The following is a 16,690-nucleotide window of genomic DNA, read 5'->3' on the forward strand; positions in this document are numbered from 1 at the left end:
TGTATGAAAATCCAAGAGCTTATCTTAAATGATGTCGGCGGAATAAAATCCGCCAAAATTAAATTTAATGAAGAAATGAATATTATTTGTGGACCTAATGGAATAGGAAAGACAACTATTTTAAATTCATTAACTCATGCATTTATTTCTCATTATAATTATTCAAAATTAAAGAAAAGAGTAAATGCTACAGAACATGGATGCTTTAAAATAGTCATAAACAATAATGAAGAAATAATATCAAAAGAATTTCAAATTGATTCCTATGATCCAGCAAGAGTTCTATGTGGTAAGTATGATGATTCAGACTTAAGAAAAAAATGTATATTTATTGGCGTATCTAGAATTTTTGATTATAAAGCATTAGATGCTTTAAAAAAGGATGATAGACCTGGAGAGAGCTGTTTGAGTCAAAATATCGCAAATGGAATTCCTTTAAATAATATGAAGGATTGGTTTGCTAATCGTTGTTTATTAGTTGGAACACCCGATGCTTTAACTGAAAATAATAAGAAAAATTTAGAAATTGCGAAAAATAGTTTTTCAATTTTTAATCCTGATTACTCTTATGCAAGAGCTGATGGTAAAACATTTGATATTTTTGTAAAAACTCCAAATGGTGAAATTTGGTATGAGTATTTATCATCAGGGTTTAAATCTTGTTTGAGTATTGTATTCGGTATTATTAAAGAAATAGAAACCAGAATGGAAGATGCCCAGTGTTTAGTTAGTGAATTTGATGGGGTGGTTCTTATTGATGAATTGGAACTTCATCTTCATCCTGAATGGCAATCAAAAATTGAAATTGCTTTGCAAGAGATTTTTCCTCAAGTACAGTTTATTGTGACTACACATAGTCCTCATATTGTCCAAAGTGCAAAAGGAGATCAAATTATTGCCCTAGCTGCTGATGATGAGGGCATTACTTATGTACGAGAATTGCCTAATTCAAAATATGGCTATTTAGGTTGGACACTTGATGAAGTGCTACAAGATGTTATGGGTATGAAATCTACACAAAGTGAATTTCTAACAGAGATCTTATCAAAATTTAATGCGGCAATTGATTCTGAACAGCTAGATGATGCTAAAGAAAACTTTGAAATTCTAAATAAAATGCTTCATCCGAAAAATCCATTAAGAAAAATGGTTAATATTGATTATAAATCAATAGGTGGTGTAATTAATGATTAAGTTGCAGCGATGTGAAGCACCAGTTTATTTAACGCCAGAAAAAGTAAAAGAGCTAACAGCTAAGTTTAAATCAGATAAGTCAAATGTATGGAATCATGTAGAGATTAAAACGAGCCTACTTTCCTTTTCTCACAATAAATGTGCTTATTGTGAAGCAAAACTTGGCGAACAAAGTTCTTATATGGAAGTAGAACATTTTAAGGATAAAAAAGATTATCCTGATGATGTCGTTAATTGGACTAACTTATTACCTTCTTGTAAACATTGTAATGGCTCGAAATCTGATCATGATGTGGTTTCTGAACCTATTATGAACCCCTGTGATATGTTGCCACAAGACCATATTTATTTACACAATTATCGAATCCTACCTAAAACTGAAATTGGAAAAATGACAATTTCAGTTTTAGACTTGAATAATAGTGAACATTTAGTTCTTCCTAGATGTAGAGTTGGTAATGGGTTAATAAATCGATTAGAAGGCGTACTATCATCACTAGATGATTATATTATCTCTAATCAAGAATCTAAAAAACGGGCAGTATTAAGAACACTCAAAGCTATCTTGGAAGAGTGTCAGGAAAATGCCTTATATTCAGCAGTTTCTGCTACGATCGTTCATGGAAGTTCGGAATATTGTGAAATTTTTTCAAAAATGCGAGAAAGAAATCTTTGGGATGAAGATTTTGAAAATCTACATAATTCTTCAAAAATGCTGTGCTTATGTCATTAATAAAATGGAAATAATTGGTTTATATCGGTCAGAATCGGCATGTGATAGCCAAAATTTTTGCAGATTATCCTGATGATGCCATCAGAGATAAAATGTACTAATGTGTCTAACTGGGCAGATCAGCAAGTGGTCAGAAATGCAAAATCTGACCGCTTAATTTTTTAGGAAGATAAAATGATAACCAGAAAAGAGCATCGCAAACTTTCGTTTTTGCGAGTGTTTGCATTTTCGTTATCCGCATTTATTTTTAATACCACGGAATTCATTCCGGTTGCGTTACTCTCGGATATTGCGGAGAGTTTTGAGATGGAAACGGCAACAACCGGCTTAATGATTACCGCCTATGCGTGGGTGGTGTTTCTCGCTTCGTTACCTTTTATGCTGCTTACCGCAAAAGTAGAACGAAAGCGTTTGTTGCTCGTGTTGTTTACCGTATTTATTATCGGTCATGTTATTTCTTATTTTGCAACCAATTTTACTGTTTTACTAGTTTCTCGGATGGGAATTGCATTAACACATGCTATTTTCTGGTCCATAACCGCTTCATTGGTAATTCGTGTTGCGCCTAAAGATAAAAAGCAGCAAGCATTGGGGTTATTAGCGTTAGGTAGCTCATTAGCGATGATTCTTGGTCTGCCGTTAGGGCGAATGATCGGGCAAGCGTTCGGCTGGCGTGAAACGTTTGCCCTGATTGGCATTATTGCGTTGGGTATTATGCTGATTATGTGGAAATTATTACCGCATTTACCAAGTAAAAATTCGGGTTCATTAGCCAGCTTGCCGATTTTAATTAAGCGTCCGATGTTAATCGGTATCTATTTGCTCACGGTGGTCGTGATCTCCGGGCATTTTACCGGCTATAGTTATATTGAACCGTTTATGGTGAAGATCAGCCAAATGAGCGAGCAAACCGGCACGGCAATTTTATTAGTATTCGGCTTAGCGGGAGTGGCGGCAAGTTTCTTATTCGGGCGATTATATCCGAAAGCGCCGAAGAAATTTATTATCGTAAATATGGCTCTCATTATGCTAATGCAGCTGTGTTTATTACCATTGAGCGATCATATTGCGGCAATGTTCGGCATTGTGTTTATTTGGGGGATTGGCATCACCGCCATGAGTATCGCATTGCAAATGCAAGTGTTGGATCTCGCACCGGATGCAACCGATGTGGCAACAGCAATTTATTCAGGTATTTATAATGTCGGGATTGGTGGCGGCGCATTAATCGGTAGTCAAGTGATTCAGCATATCGGCTTGCCTTATATCGGATTGATTGGCGGTGGATTAGCGGCGATTGCGATCTTGTGGTTTTTATTTATTTCGTTACGCTATCGAGTTATAAAATAAAAATGGGCTTTTAAGCCCATTTTTAGTTGCAACTATTTCTCAACAAATTGATTACTTTGTTGAATCATATGTAAGAAGAGTGCGAGCGGCGGACGTTCACTTTTTACTTTTTCGCCTTGCGCATTAAAATTCTCAAAGTGTCCTCGTTTATCAATGTGATATTGCTCGCCGTCCGGCATAATAGCTACATCCCATTTATGATTTGATGCCAATAGCCATAAACGTTTATTTTGTGTCGTTAAATCAATACCTTGTGCATAATCGCTAAGTGGGTTCTTTATTTTAAAGAATTGATTAAGTAACGTAGGTAATATATCTACATGGCTTGATAAAAAATCATACTGTTTGCCTTCGCCCTGCCAATACATCATCATCGGTACTTGGATATGTTGTTTGGCAAAACTATTTTCACTTTGTTTATCGGACGGAAGCGCTTGATCCGCCGTAATAATCACTAATGTATTTGCGAGTAATGCATTCGATTCGAGCTGTGTCCAAATTTCTTTTAATTGCCAATCAAGTAATTTTGTTTGTTGTGCATAATCATTGGCGGCAGGCATAGCTAAATCTAAATAGCTAAAGAACGGCGTATGTAATGTACGTTGCGTAATCCATTGTTTCCATTGTGCAATTGCATCTAAATTATTCTGAGATTCAGGTAGTAATATACCGGCAAACACACCTTGGTGATAAATAGGGTCCGCAAAGCCGTTATGAGAGAATAATCCTAATTGGTAGCCGGATTGTTTAAATGCAAGTAAAAGCGGGGACGTCTCTTTATTACCTAATACCGCATCCAGATACTTGCCGCTTAAACTATAAAATAAACCTAATACGCCGCTTGCCGAAGAATCTCCGCTTGAGTAATGCTGCATAAAACGATGAGATTTTTGACTGATCTCGGTCAATGTCGGCATATTTTCACCGGAAATAGCCTCATTATTTAAACCGGATAAATTAATAAACAATAAGTTGGTTGTCGGTTTCTGCGTAAAGGTTAAAGTATGTTTCGGATAATTTAAATAAAAACTGTCTAAACGGCCGCTTTCTTCAATTTCTTGTTGTAATTCGGCTTGATCGATCAACCCGTGTTTTTGCAAAAAGGTTCGAGCGGTCATCGGATGAGAAAGCGGATAATTGGCTTTCTGTGCGGTGATCGGACGATATAACGTCATATCCGCCCAAGCATAAATTAAGTGAGTGGCGGTAAAGCAACTAAGGAAAAAATAAGCAACGTATTTTCCCCATGTCTGGCGGTTAAAACTACGGAGTTTTTGCCAGCACCAACGAGAATAGAGCATTTCCGCTAATAAAATTAGCGGCATAGGAACAAAAAGTAATTGCCACTGACGAGTTAATTCACCTTGATCAGGGTTTACCAGTAAATCCCATACAAGTGGTGATAAATGTAAATAAAACTGTTTAAAAACTTCCGTATCTAGCAGTAAAACAGTCTGACCTATAGTCGCTAAAATAACGGAAAGTCCGCGAAAAGTACGATCGTTTTTAATTAAAAAACTGAGGGGAAAAAGTAACAGTAGATAAACGGCAAAAACAATAAAACTAAAATGCCCGAATAAACTGGCAAAAAAGTAGAGTTTCCCTGAAAGCGTATTAGGCCAGTCGGCATTAAACGCATATCGAGAGGCAATCAATAACGCCAGCACTACATTAAAAAGTGCGAACCAATGTCCCCAAGTAATACGCTGTGAAGTTTCTTCACGGTATTGGAGAGAGTTTGACGGTAGCAGTTGGCGTAATTGATATAACATTGTTATTTGGTTTTTAGTGAATTTTTAAGTGCGTTTGAAAATGCCTCTGCAAGGGCAAGACGTTGAGCCTCGGTTTGCACGTTTTCTAATAAAATATTCGTGACCATATTACCCAATGCCATTAAAGATAAATCTACCGGAGCTTTATGTTTTTCAAGGATTGCGATTAAATCGCCGGATAACGCATCGAATTGTTTGCTTTGATATTTTGATTGAGTAGCCATAGTAAAATGTGAATAAAAAAATATTGTTTATACTAACATAAAATTTCATGGAGTGAGAGCAATAAGCGGTAAGATTTTTGAATAAATTTACTTATCGGCAATGAAAAGATCTCTCGTTATTATCTCTTACGGCATAATTTTTCTTTGCTTATTGAAATGAATAAATATAAAATGAACGCTTGTTCATTATGTGGTGAATGGGAGATTCTATGTCGAAGAAAGAGAAGCTGAATGATATGGCGCAGCAGATTTTATCAGCAGCGGAGTTACTCATTGCAAAGGAAGGTTTACAAAATCTATCAATGAGGAAAATCGCCGGCGAAGCCGGGATAGCGACAGGCACGCTGTATCTCTATTTTAAAACGAAAGATGAGTTACTGAATTGTTTGGCGGAACAGCTCCATGAACGATATTATCGTTATGTGAATATTAAGTTTAATCCGAGCACCCCGTTTTTTGAACAATATCGAGAGATTTGGAATAAAAAGAGGCATTTTCTTACGGATAATCCCATTATTGCGGCAAATTTATCTCAGTATCAAGCGATGCTAGGTTTTAATAGTATTTTGTGCAGAATCATGAATGATCCCGAATTTATTTGGAATCAGTTTGTTGAGGAAGGGAAAAAGCAAGGTGTAATTATACCGCTTCCTAACGATTTACTTTATTGTATGAGTATCGGGGTCGCTACGGATATTGCTTATTTAGAACAGGTTAAGCAAGAATCCGTATCAACTGAATTTTTCGAGGAAACTATATTACGGACTTGGAAAGCGATTGCTTGCTAAGGAAGTTTTTCATTTTATTTTTACGGAGAGACTATGACGACAGAAAAACAACAGCCCGGTAAAGGCAGAAAGTTTCTAATTGCAATAACCCTAGTTGTTGTACTTGTTGCCTTTGTTGGGGTAGCGGGAATGCAGAAATTTATTGCGGGTAAGAAAGCGGAAGCAGCGGCAAATATGCCGGAAACCGTAAGTGAAATTACGGCGATGATGATTTCAACGCGAGAATGGACACCGAGTATTTCCGCTGTCGGTTATATCAGACCCAATCAAGGTGCGATGTTAAGTGCCGAGGCATCGGGTACGGTAACTAAAGTACATGTACGTTCAGGGCAAAGAGTGAACAAGGGTGATTTGTTAGTGGAATTTGATAGTGCGGTAGAGGAAGCCACTTTACGCGCTTCACAAGCACAATTACCGAATGCTAAAGCCAATTATGAGCGTTATCGTAATCTTGTCGCATCAAACAGTGCATCTAAAGCGGAATTCGATAATGCCCAATCGACTTATAACCAATTATTGGCAAATATCGAGTCATTAAAGGCTTCAATCAGTCGTCGCAAAGTGTATGCGCCGTTTAGCGGCCTTGCCGGTATCGTGAATGTAAACGTAGGGCAATATATTACGACCGGTACGGAAATTGTACGTGTTGAAGATCAAAGTTCAATGAAAGTGCGTTTTACCTTACCGCAAACCGATGTGGAAAAAATTATTGTAGGGCAAAAAGTGACGGCGGTGGTTGATGCTTTACCCGGACAAACTTTCCCGGCAAGTATCGTCGCTATTGATCCGGCGGTTGATCACACTACCGGTTTAATTAATGTAGAAGCGGTAATTACTGAAAATCAGAATAAATTGTTATCGGGAATGTTTGCTCGTTTGAATGTAGCGTTACCGACCGAGAAAGATCAAATTGTCGTACCGCAAATTGCGGTAACTTACACCATGTATGGTGAAACACTTTATGTTTTACAACCGCTTTCTGACGAAGATAAACAATTAGCGACCAAAATGGCGGAACAGAATCCGAAATTAAATGTAAGCAAAATGTATCGAGCAAAACAGGTTGAAGTGAAAACATTAGACCGTAGCGGTATTTATGCACAATTAGCTAAGGGTGTAAGAGCCGGCGATTTAATTGTGACCGGCGGTTTCCAACGTTTAAGCAATAATGCACTCGTTATGGTGTCTGATCAAGAAGCGGTCGGTGTTACTCAACCCGCTAAAGAAAGCAGACTTTAATTGAGGTCATCAATGAAATTTACTGATATTTTTATTAAACGTCCGGTACTTGCCGTTTGTATTAGTTTGCTGATTACAATTTTGGGGCTGCAATCTATCAACAAACTTCAAGTACGCGAATATCCTGAAATGACGATTTCCATTGTCACGGTAAAAGTTAATTATTCGGGTGCGGATGCAAGCCTTATGCAGGCATTGGTAACATCTCAGATTGAAGAAGCGGTAGCGCAAGCGGATAATATCGACTATGTAACCTCATCAAGTAGTCCGAGTACTTCAACGACTACAATTAAGATGAAGTTAAATACCAATCCGCAAATGGCGTTAGCGGATATTTCGGCGAAAGTAAATGCGATTCGTGCTAACTTACCGAGTGGTATTGATGATCCGTCTATTAGCGTTTCTTCAGGTTCGAATGATGCGTTAATGTATATTCGTTTTGTATCTGACGAGCTTTCGACACCGCAAATTACCGACTATATCAACCGAGTAGTAAAACCTCAGTTCTTTACGGTAAACGGGGTTTCTAGTGTTGATATTTTCGGTGCGGCGAACTTCGGTTTACGTATTTGGTTAGACCCGGATAAAATGGCGGGTAATAATCTTTCTGGTGCGGCGGTGTTATCTGCATTAAGTGCGAATAACTTAAATACGGCGGCAGGTAATGCGAACGGTTATTACACGGTTTATAAAAACAAAGTGGAATCCAGTACACCGTCGGTTGAAGAGTTAGAAAACGTAACGATTTCAACCACATCTGACGGGCGAATTATCAAACTGAAAGATATTGCCAAAGTTGAATTAGATAAATATCAAGATGCTTCTCGAGCAATCGCTGACGGTAAAGAAGCGGTCGTTTTAGCCGTGAGTGCTGCAACGACAGCAAACTCACTGACTGTTGCAAAAGATATTTATCCGGTATTTGACATTATCACCAAGAATTTACCGTCCTCAATGAACGGTCAGATTATGTATGATAAAACAATTGCGATTAACAGTTCGATTAATGAAGTAATTAAGACGATTGGTGAAGCAACTGTTATCGTATTAGCGGTAATTATCCTTTTCTTGGGATCATTACGTGCAATGATTGTGCCGATCATTACTATTCCGATTTCATTAATCGGAGTGTTGTTCTTCCTGCAAATGTTCGGATTTTCTATTAACTTATTAACCTTATTGGCGTTGGTACTGGCAATCGGGTTGGTGGTTGATGATGCGATTGTGGTATTGGAAAACGTTGAACGTCACGTAAAAGAAGGCAAGTCTCCGTTTGATGCGGCAATTATCGGAACACGAGAAATCGCCTTACCGGTAATTTCAATGACGATTACGCTGGCGGCGGTATATTCTCCGATGGCATTAATGGAAGGCGTAACAGGTTCTTTATTTAAAGAGTTTGCTTTAACACTTGCCGGTGCGGTATTTATCTCGGGGATTGCGGCATTAACGCTATCACCGATGATGTCTAGCCGAGTATTAAAAGAGCATAATGAAGAAAATGAAAGTCGTTTCTCAAAAAGTATTAATACGATGTTAGATAAAATGACTAGCTGCTATACCAATATGTTAAGAGGGGTAATGGCGGTCCGTTGGTTAGTGGTTATCTTTGCAATTAGTATTTTTGCGGTATTACCGACGTTATTAACCTCTCTTTCTAGCGAAGTTGCACCGACGGAAGACCGTGGTTTCGTGGTAGGTATCGGTAACGGTCCGTCAAATACCAACTTAGATTATACGCAAGCGGCAACAGAGAAATTTAATGAAGAAGTAGGTAAAATTCCGGAAGTCGCCTCAATGATGACTGTTTCCGGTTTTAACGGTGCAAACAGCGCGTTATCGATTATTTCATTGAAAGACTGGAACGAACGTGAGCGCGAACGTAAGCCGATTTCCGCAGATGTTTCCGCAATTGCGAAAAATGTAGTCGGTATGGATATTAATGCAATTTCTTTCCCGGAAATTTCAACCGGCGAAAACGGTTTACCTTTCTCACTCGTAATTACGACTGCGGATAATTATGTGAAATTAGCCGATGTAGCAAATGAATTTTTAAGAAAGGCGCAAGCCTCGGGTCAATTCTTTTTCTCAAGTTTGGACTTAAAATTCGATACGGTAACGATGAAATGGAAATTTGATCGTGAAAAAATGGGAACTTACGGTGTAACAATGCAACAAGTAAGTAGTACACTGGGTGCGTATTTATCCGGTGCGATTATTACGCGTGTTGATATTGATTCCCGTGCTTATCCGATTGTATCGCAGGCGATCCGTCAAGACCGATTAAATCCTCAAGATTTAGTGAATTATTATGTCACGACGGCAAAAGGGGAGTCCGTACCGCTTAGTTCATTTGTTTCCTTAGAATTATCAACCGAGCCTGCGGCATTACCTAGAATGAACCAGTTAAATTCTGCAACGATTTCCGGTGTAGTATCCAGTTCAATCGGTGATGCGGTAAATTGGGCGAAAGCAGAACTTGATCGTAGTTTGCCGAAAGGTTATCAGTACGACTTCAAATCCGAAGCGCGTCAGTATGTCCAAGAAGGTAATGCAATGGCAATGACATTTGCCTTAGCGGTTGTAATTATCTACCTTGTACTTGCGATTCAGTTTGAATCTTGGCGTGATCCGATGGTAATTTTGGTTTCGGTACCATTGGCATTAAGTGGTGCATTAGTCGTGATGAATGTTCTGGGAATTGCCGGAAAAGCCGGTGCGACCTTGAATATTTACTCTCAGGTAGGCTTAGTAACCTTAGTCGGATTAATTACCAAACACGGTATCTTAATGTGTGAAGTGGCGAAAGAAGAGCAATTAAACAACGGGTTATCTCGTTTTGAGGCGATTGTTCACTCTGCAACGATTCGTTTACGTCCGATTATGATGACGACCGCAGCAATGGTAGCCGGTTTGATCCCGTTATTGTTTGCAATGGGCGCGGGAGCTATTGCTCGTTTCAGTATGGGGATGGTGATTGTTGCCGGTTTAAGTATCGGTACATTATTTACCTTGTTCGTACTGCCGGTAATTTATACCTTCTTAGGACAAGAGCATAAACCGCTTCGTGAATTTGACGAAGAAAAATATGCTAAAGCATCCGTAGAAAAAATCGAGCATACCGGTATGTAATTGATTAAATGGTTGAAAAGCTCCGTCAATGCGTCGGAGCTTTTTTATATCTTTTAATCAATAAAATCGCAGAAGTTCCAGAACTAATCGAACGAATTTATATCAAAAATTAATAAACATGAAGAAAACGTATTTTAGCAATATGTAGTTCATTCTGTTTATGACGTTTTTCTATTACAATATTATAGTATTTATTCAATTCATTAAGGGATTACACAATGACTCAACTAAGCGTAGTAATTTTAGCCGCGGGTAAAGGTACTCGTATGTATTCTGATTTGCCCAAAGTGCTTCACACCGTTGCAGGCAAGCCGATGGTTAAACATGTGATTGATACGGCAAAGCAGATCGATGCTAAACAAATTCATTTAATTTATGGCCACGGTGGCGAATTATTACAACAACGCTTAAGTGCCGAGCCGGTAAACTGGGTATTACAAGCAGAGCAATTAGGTACAGGTCATGCGATGCAACAAGCCGCACCGTTTTTTGCCGATGATGAAAATATTTTAATGCTTTACGGTGATGCACCGTTAATTACTAAAGAAACCCTAGAACGTTTAATTGCAGCCAAACCGGAAAACGGTATTGCATTATTAACCGTAGAATTAGAAAATCCGACCGGTTACGGACGCATTATTCGTGAAAACGGTTCTGTGGTTGCGATCGTAGAGCAAAAAGATGCGAATGAGGAACAATTAAAAATTCGTGAAGTGAATACCGGTGTAATGGTTGCAAGCGGTGCCAGTTTCAAAAAATGGCTTGCTAATTTGAATAACAATAATGCACAAGGCGAATACTATATTACGGATGTTATCGCAATGGCAAATCAAGACGGTTATAAAGTACAAGCGGTACAAGCCAGCGAATTTATGGAAGTTGAAGGAGCTAACAACCGTTTACAACTTGCGGCATTAGAACGTTTCTACCAAAAAACACAAGCGGAGAAATTACTGTTAGCCGGTGTACGTTTAATTGATCCGGCTCGTTTTGATATTCGTGGCAGCTTAACTCACGGTAAAGATGTGGAAATTGATGTGAACGTAATTATCGAAGGCGAAGTAAAACTGGGTAATCGTGTGCGTATCGGTGCAGGTTGTGTACTTAAAAACTGTGAAATTGGCGATGATGTAGAAATTAAACCATATTCTGTGATTGAAGATGCGGTAGTGGGCAAAGCGGCACAAATCGGCCCGTTCTCTCGCTTACGTCCGGGTGCAAATCTTGCGGAAGAAACCCATGTAGGTAACTTCGTTGAGATTAAAAATGCTCAAGTAGGTAAAGGTTCAAAAGTAAACCATTTAACCTATGTCGGTGATGCGGAAGTAGGTAGCAATTGTAATATCGGTGCCGGTGTAATTACTTGTAACTATGATGGGGCAAACAAATTTAAAACGGTTATCGGTAACAATGTGTTTGTCGGATCGGACAGCCAATTAGTTGCCCCGGTTACCATTGCTGACGGCGCAACTATCGGTGCAGGTGCAACCATTACCAAAGATGTAGCGGAAAACGAGTTAGTGATTAGCCGTGTACCACAACGCCACATTCAAGGTTGGCAGCGTCCTACTAAGAAAAAATAGTTCTTAGTTATTCATATCCGTAATTTAACAGGCGGTCGTTTTGGCAGATTTTTTTGCAAAAACGACCGCTTGTTGTTCTGATATTTATATCTATTCTATTGCGAATAATCAGTAGGCTTTAGACTCACACCTCAAAATAGATCGAATAATGTTTCTGACAGCCGCTATTGAATTGTGCTTGGCAATAAGGGCAATGTGTAACCTGCATATATTGCCGAATGGTCAGCGTTTGTTGGCAATTACCGCATAAAATCGCCGCCTGATCAAATTCAGTTGTTTTCCAACGTTCAATAGGGTGCGTTTCACAGGCTTGGTGGCATTGATAGCAAGGGTAAAATTTATCACAACATTTAAACTTGATGGCGATAATATCCAGCACGGAATGATAATGCTGACAGCGCGTCTGATTATCTACGGTTAAACCGTAAACTTTAAACATAACCTTAGAATCCTTTCCCGTTAAACCAATTCACATAATCTAGCTGGTCATAATATTTCTTACCGTTCCAACCGGAAAACTCAAATAAATCACCGACTTGCGTTTGATTTTCAAAGCCTTTGATATAAAAAGCCGATTTCAACTCCGGATAAGCTTTATGGGTAAATACCACTTTATTTTCAAACGGTAAGCGGTCAAATTCTTGCAAATCTTGGTAAGTACAGCCGTCACGATCGGTCATCATCACAAACAGGTTATCTAAATTAATCCGTTTAGTGCGTTCCGCCCATTTATTTGCCGCCTCTTGTTCTGAATGATAGTGCATAAAATGAATTGTGAGATCATCTAATTTACCCACCGGATAGTTCTTTTCAGATGTAATAAAGGTCAGTTCAGCCTGCATATAATGCGGTATATTTTTTAGATATTTGAGGAAATCAGTCGGCGAGAGATATAAGTTTACAAACGGAGAACGAAATTGTTCGTTTAAATCATGCAGAATAAACGCACCGTTACAGTTAATGGAGAGTACCGACATTGTGTGGTTTTGTAACTGTTGTCGGTTTTGATTATTGATAGTTTTACGTAGAAATTTGTTGAGTGCTTTTTTTGCGAGTTTTAACATGATTATCTCTCATTAGTAAGAATATATTGGGTATATTATAGAAAATTTAATTGCTAGAACAATATGACATTTAATCGGTTAGTAAATTCTCATAAATTCAATAGCCGTATAAAAATTTGGTTAGTCTAAAAAGTCTTATTTTTCATTCGGATAGCTCGCAACCGTTTGCTTGACGGTTATTTGAGAAACAGATCACAAACTGACTAAAAAGATGCAATAAATCATTTTTATTTATGCTATTTTCCGTTAGGCTATATATGTTTTATTCATTATTTTTTAGTATAAGGAATTGCTATGAGTACAATTTTTACTATCGCCCAAAATTGGTTGGCACAAGATCCGGATCAAGAAACTCGAGCTGAATTAGCGCAACTTATCGATGCGGCACAGGCAGGAGATGAAAAATCGTTAGCGGAACTAACCGCTCGTTTTGACGGACGTTTACAATTCGGTACGGCCGGATTACGTGGTCGTTTACAAGCAGGTTCTATGGGAATGAACCGCGTATTAGTGGCTCAGGCTGCCGGCGGTTTAGCGGATTACTTGAAAGGCTATGATAAAGAACCTTCAATTGTTATTGGTTATGACGGTCGTAAAAATTCGGACGTATTTGCACGTGATACGGCGGAAATTATGGCGGGCGCAGGTATCAAAGCTTACTTATTACCTCGCAAATTACCAACACCGGTGCTTGCGTATGCAATTAAATATTTTGATACCACAGCGGGTGTGATGGTAACTGCAAGCCATAACCCACCGGAAGATAACGGTTATAAAGTGTATTTAGGTAAAGCAAACAGCGGCGGTCAAATTGTTTCACCGGCTGATAAAGATATTGCTGCGTTAATTGATAAAGTGGCGGCGGGTAATATTGCGGATCTACCACGTAGCCAAAATTTCACCGTATTAGATGATGAAATTGTGAATGCATATATTGCGAAAACAGCCGCATTAGCGAAAGAACCGGCAGCAGAGATTAACTATGTTTATACCGCAATGCACGGTGTTGGTTATGAAGTGTTAAGCAAAACGTTAGAAAAAGCCGGCTTACCACAACCGCATTTAGTTGCAGAACAAATTCAACCGGACGGTTCTTTCCCAACCGTGAATTTCCCAAATCCGGAAGAAAAAGGTGCACTAGACTTAGCAATTAAATTAGCGAAAGAGAAAAATGCGGAATTTATCATTGCAAACGACCCGGACGCAGACCGTTTAGCGGTGGCAATGCCGGATGCGCAAGGCAACTGGAAAGGTTTACACGGTAACGTTGTAGGCTGCTTATTAGGTTGGTATTTGGCTAAGCAGTATCACGCACAAGGTAAACAAGGCGTATTAGCTTGCTCATTAGTATCTTCACCGGCATTGGCTGAAATTGCGAAAAAATACGGTTTACAATCGGAAGAAACCTTAACCGGCTTTAAATATATCGGTAAAGTAAACGGCTTATTATTCGGTTTTGAAGAAGCGTTAGGCTATTTGGTTGATCCGGACAAAGTACGTGATAAAGACGGTATTTCAGCGGCTATTGTATTCTTAGACTTTATTCGTAACTTAAAAGCACAAGGTAAAACGTTGCAAGACGCAATCAACGATTTCAATGATGAATTCGGTGCTTATGTAAGCGGTCAAATTTCAATTCGTGTTAGCGATTTATCTGAAATTGGTAAATTAATGACGGCATTACGTAACAACCCACCAAGCGCAATCGGTGGTTTCAACGTAGCGCAATTAATTGACCATACGAAAACGGATCGCCAAAGCGATATTCTTGTATTTGTATTAGAAAATGGCAGCCGTTTAATTACTCGTCCGTCAGGCACAGAACCGAAAATTAAGTTCTACTTAGATGCGAAAGGTAAAGATGCGGCAGATGCAGATAAAGTATTAAGCCAATTCGATGAAAGCGTACGTGAATTGCTACGCCAAGAGCAATACGGCAAACAAGATTGCTAATTAGTATGAAGAAAGCCCTGTAATCACAGGGCTTTAAACTATCTTTAAAATGAGTTGAAATCAATTGAAAAGCGAATTCTTATTCCCACTCAATCGTTGCAGGTGGTTTGCCTGAAACGTCATACACTACGCGGGAAATACCGTTTACTTCATTGATAATACGGTTTGAGATTTTACCGAGTAAATCGTATGGTAAATGCGCCCAATGTGCGGTCATAAAGTCGATAGTTTCCACGGCACGGAGTGAAACAACCCAGTCGTATTTACGACCGTCACCCATTACACCCACCGATTTCACTGGAAGGAATACGGTGAACGCTTGGCTTACTTTGTAATACCAATCCGCTTTGTATAGCTCTTCGATAAAGATTGCATCTGCTTTACGGAGTAAATCACAGTATTCTTTCTTGATTTCACCTAACACACGCACGCCTAAGCCAGGACCTGGGAATGGATGGCGATTAAGCATTTCTGCCGGTAAACCAAGTGCTAAACCGATTTTACGTACTTCATCTTTAAATAATTCACGTAACGGCTCAACTAAACCGAGTTTCATATAATCCGGTAAGCCGCCTACGTTGTGGTGAGATTTAATCACGTGCGCTTTACCGGTTTTGCTTGCAGCAGATTCGATAACGTCAGGGTAGATTGTGCCTTGTGCTAACCATTTTACTGATGTCAGTTTTTTCGATTCATCATCGAATACATCGACAAACACTTTACCAATGGTTTTACGTTTTGCTTCCGGTTCATCAATGCCTTTTAAAGCATTTAAGAAACGGTCTTCGGCATTTACACGAATGATGTTTAAACCGAATTTATCGCCAAACATTTCCATCACTTGATCGCCTTCGTTTAAACGAAGTAAACCATTATCTACGAATACGCAGTGTAAGTTTTTGCCGATTGCGCGATGTAGAAGAAGTGCGGTTACTGATGAATCCACACCACCAGATAAGCCTAAAATCACTTCGTCATCGCCCACTTGCTCTTTAATACGAGCGACAGCATCTTCGATAATATTTTCTGCTGTCCATTTACATTCACAGCCACAAATACCTACTACGAAGTTAGTTAATAGTTCTAAACCGCTTTTCGTGTGCGTTACTTCCGGATGGAATTGTACACCGTAGAAACGGCGGCTTTCGTCCGACATTGCTGCAATCGGACAAGTTGGGGTTACACCGGTGATTTGGAAGCCTTGTGGTAAACGAGTTACTTTATCGCCGTGGCTCATCCAAACATCTAATTTTGGCTCAGAAGCGGTTAAATTATCGTTTAATTTTGCAAATAACGCATCGGTTGCTTGTAAATCAACGGAAGCGTAGCCGAATTCACGATGATCAGAGGTTTCGGTTAAACCGCCTAATTGCATCGCCATAGTTTGCATACCGTAACAAATACCTAATACCGGTACGCCTGCGTTGAACACATATTCCGGCGCACGAGGGCTGTTTTCTTCGGTGGTACTTTCAGGCCCCCCCGAAAGAATAATCCCAGTCGGATTAAATTCACGGATTTGTTCTTCGGTTACGTCCCACGCCCAAAGCTCGCAGTAAACCCCAATCTCACGCACACGACGTGCGATTAATTGCGTGTATTGTGAACCGAAGTCCAAAATTAAAATTTTATGATTGTGAATGTTGTTCATTTAAGTT

The 16,690-nt window shown here is 39.2% G+C and carries 13 protein-coding genes; 8 read left to right on the forward strand and 5 right to left on the reverse strand.

Annotation, left to right across the window (positions count from 1 at the left end; all coding sequences use genetic code 11):
- Window positions 1–3: 3 nt before the first annotated feature.
- The 3 genes from NYR63_RS03025 (at window position 4) to NYR63_RS03035 (ending at window position 3,277) form a co-directional block, all read left to right on the forward strand.
- Window positions 4–1,194 (forward strand): AAA family ATPase, encoded by a 1,191-nt coding sequence (locus tag NYR63_RS03025; protein WP_279458123.1) that lies wholly within the window; start codon window positions 4–6, stop codon window positions 1,192–1,194.
- Entirely contained in the window at window positions 1,187–1,927 is a 741-nt protein-coding gene (locus NYR63_RS03030) for an HNH endonuclease (RefSeq protein WP_279458124.1), read from the forward strand. Before NYR63_RS03025 ends, NYR63_RS03030 begins: the two co-directional genes overlap by 8 nt.
- Before the next feature lie 174 nt (window positions 1,928–2,101).
- Complete coding sequence (locus tag NYR63_RS03035; RefSeq protein ID WP_279458125.1) at window positions 2,102–3,277, forward strand: sugar transporter; 1,176 nt, start codon at window positions 2,102–2,104, stop codon at window positions 3,275–3,277.
- Between the two features lie 32 nt (window positions 3,278–3,309).
- Here NYR63_RS03035 and NYR63_RS03040 read toward each other — a convergent pair whose 3' ends face one another.
- Window positions 3,310–5,049 (reverse strand): DUF3413 domain-containing protein, encoded by a 1,740-nt coding sequence (locus NYR63_RS03040; protein ID WP_279458126.1) that lies wholly within the window; start codon window positions 5,047–5,049, stop codon window positions 3,310–3,312.
- 2 nt (window positions 5,050–5,051) lie between these two features.
- Complete coding sequence (locus NYR63_RS03045) at window positions 5,052–5,273, reverse strand: YejL family protein (protein WP_279458127.1); 222 nt, start codon at window positions 5,271–5,273, stop codon at window positions 5,052–5,054.
- A gap of 209 nt (window positions 5,274–5,482) precedes the next feature.
- Between NYR63_RS03045 and NYR63_RS03050 the strand changes: the two genes are divergently transcribed.
- The 4 genes from NYR63_RS03050 to glmU all read left to right on the forward strand — a co-directional run bounded on the left by NYR63_RS03050 (window position 5,483) and on the right by glmU (window position 12,015).
- The gene (locus NYR63_RS03050; RefSeq protein WP_279458128.1) at window positions 5,483–6,061 is read left to right on the forward strand and encodes a TetR/AcrR family transcriptional regulator; all 579 of its coding nucleotides are present in this window, start codon (window positions 5,483–5,485) and stop codon (window positions 6,059–6,061) included.
- A 33-nt stretch (window positions 6,062–6,094) separates the two neighbouring features.
- Window positions 6,095–7,300 (forward strand): efflux RND transporter periplasmic adaptor subunit, encoded by a 1,206-nt coding sequence (locus tag NYR63_RS03055; RefSeq protein WP_279458129.1) that lies wholly within the window; start codon window positions 6,095–6,097, stop codon window positions 7,298–7,300.
- A 12-nt stretch (window positions 7,301–7,312) separates the two neighbouring features.
- Window positions 7,313–10,432, forward strand: coding sequence for an efflux RND transporter permease subunit (locus NYR63_RS03060; protein ID WP_279458130.1), 3,120 nt, complete (start codon window positions 7,313–7,315; stop codon window positions 10,430–10,432).
- 218 nt (window positions 10,433–10,650) lie between these two features.
- Window positions 10,651–12,015, forward strand: coding sequence for a bifunctional UDP-N-acetylglucosamine diphosphorylase/glucosamine-1-phosphate N-acetyltransferase GlmU (glmU, locus tag NYR63_RS03065; protein WP_279458132.1), 1,365 nt, complete (start codon window positions 10,651–10,653; stop codon window positions 12,013–12,015).
- Between the two features lie 124 nt (window positions 12,016–12,139).
- On the opposite strand, the gene NYR63_RS03070 is transcribed toward glmU, so the two are convergent.
- Both NYR63_RS03070 and NYR63_RS03075 read right to left on the reverse strand, forming a co-directional pair.
- Window positions 12,140–12,454, reverse strand: coding sequence for a CHY zinc finger protein (locus tag NYR63_RS03070; protein ID WP_279458133.1), 315 nt, complete (start codon window positions 12,452–12,454; stop codon window positions 12,140–12,142).
- Between the two features lie 4 nt (window positions 12,455–12,458).
- Window positions 12,459–13,079, reverse strand: coding sequence for a DUF1919 domain-containing protein (locus NYR63_RS03075; RefSeq protein WP_279458134.1), 621 nt, complete (start codon window positions 13,077–13,079; stop codon window positions 12,459–12,461).
- A gap of 294 nt (window positions 13,080–13,373) precedes the next feature.
- Here NYR63_RS03075 and NYR63_RS03080 point away from each other — a divergent pair, with 294 nt between their 5' ends.
- Window positions 13,374–15,032: a phospho-sugar mutase gene (locus NYR63_RS03080; RefSeq protein WP_279458135.1), complete on the forward strand. Its 1,659-nt coding sequence runs from the start codon at window positions 13,374–13,376 to the stop codon at window positions 15,030–15,032.
- A gap of 79 nt (window positions 15,033–15,111) precedes the next feature.
- Here the strand turns inward: NYR63_RS03080 and guaA are convergent, their stop codons facing one another.
- Window positions 15,112–16,683: a glutamine-hydrolyzing GMP synthase gene (guaA, locus tag NYR63_RS03085; protein WP_279458136.1), complete on the reverse strand. Its 1,572-nt coding sequence runs from the start codon at window positions 16,681–16,683 to the stop codon at window positions 15,112–15,114.
- Window positions 16,684–16,690: the final 7 nt, after the last annotated feature.

The organism is Actinobacillus genomosp. 1, assembly GCF_029774175.1.
Taxonomy (GTDB): domain Bacteria; phylum Pseudomonadota; class Gammaproteobacteria; order Enterobacterales; family Pasteurellaceae; genus Actinobacillus.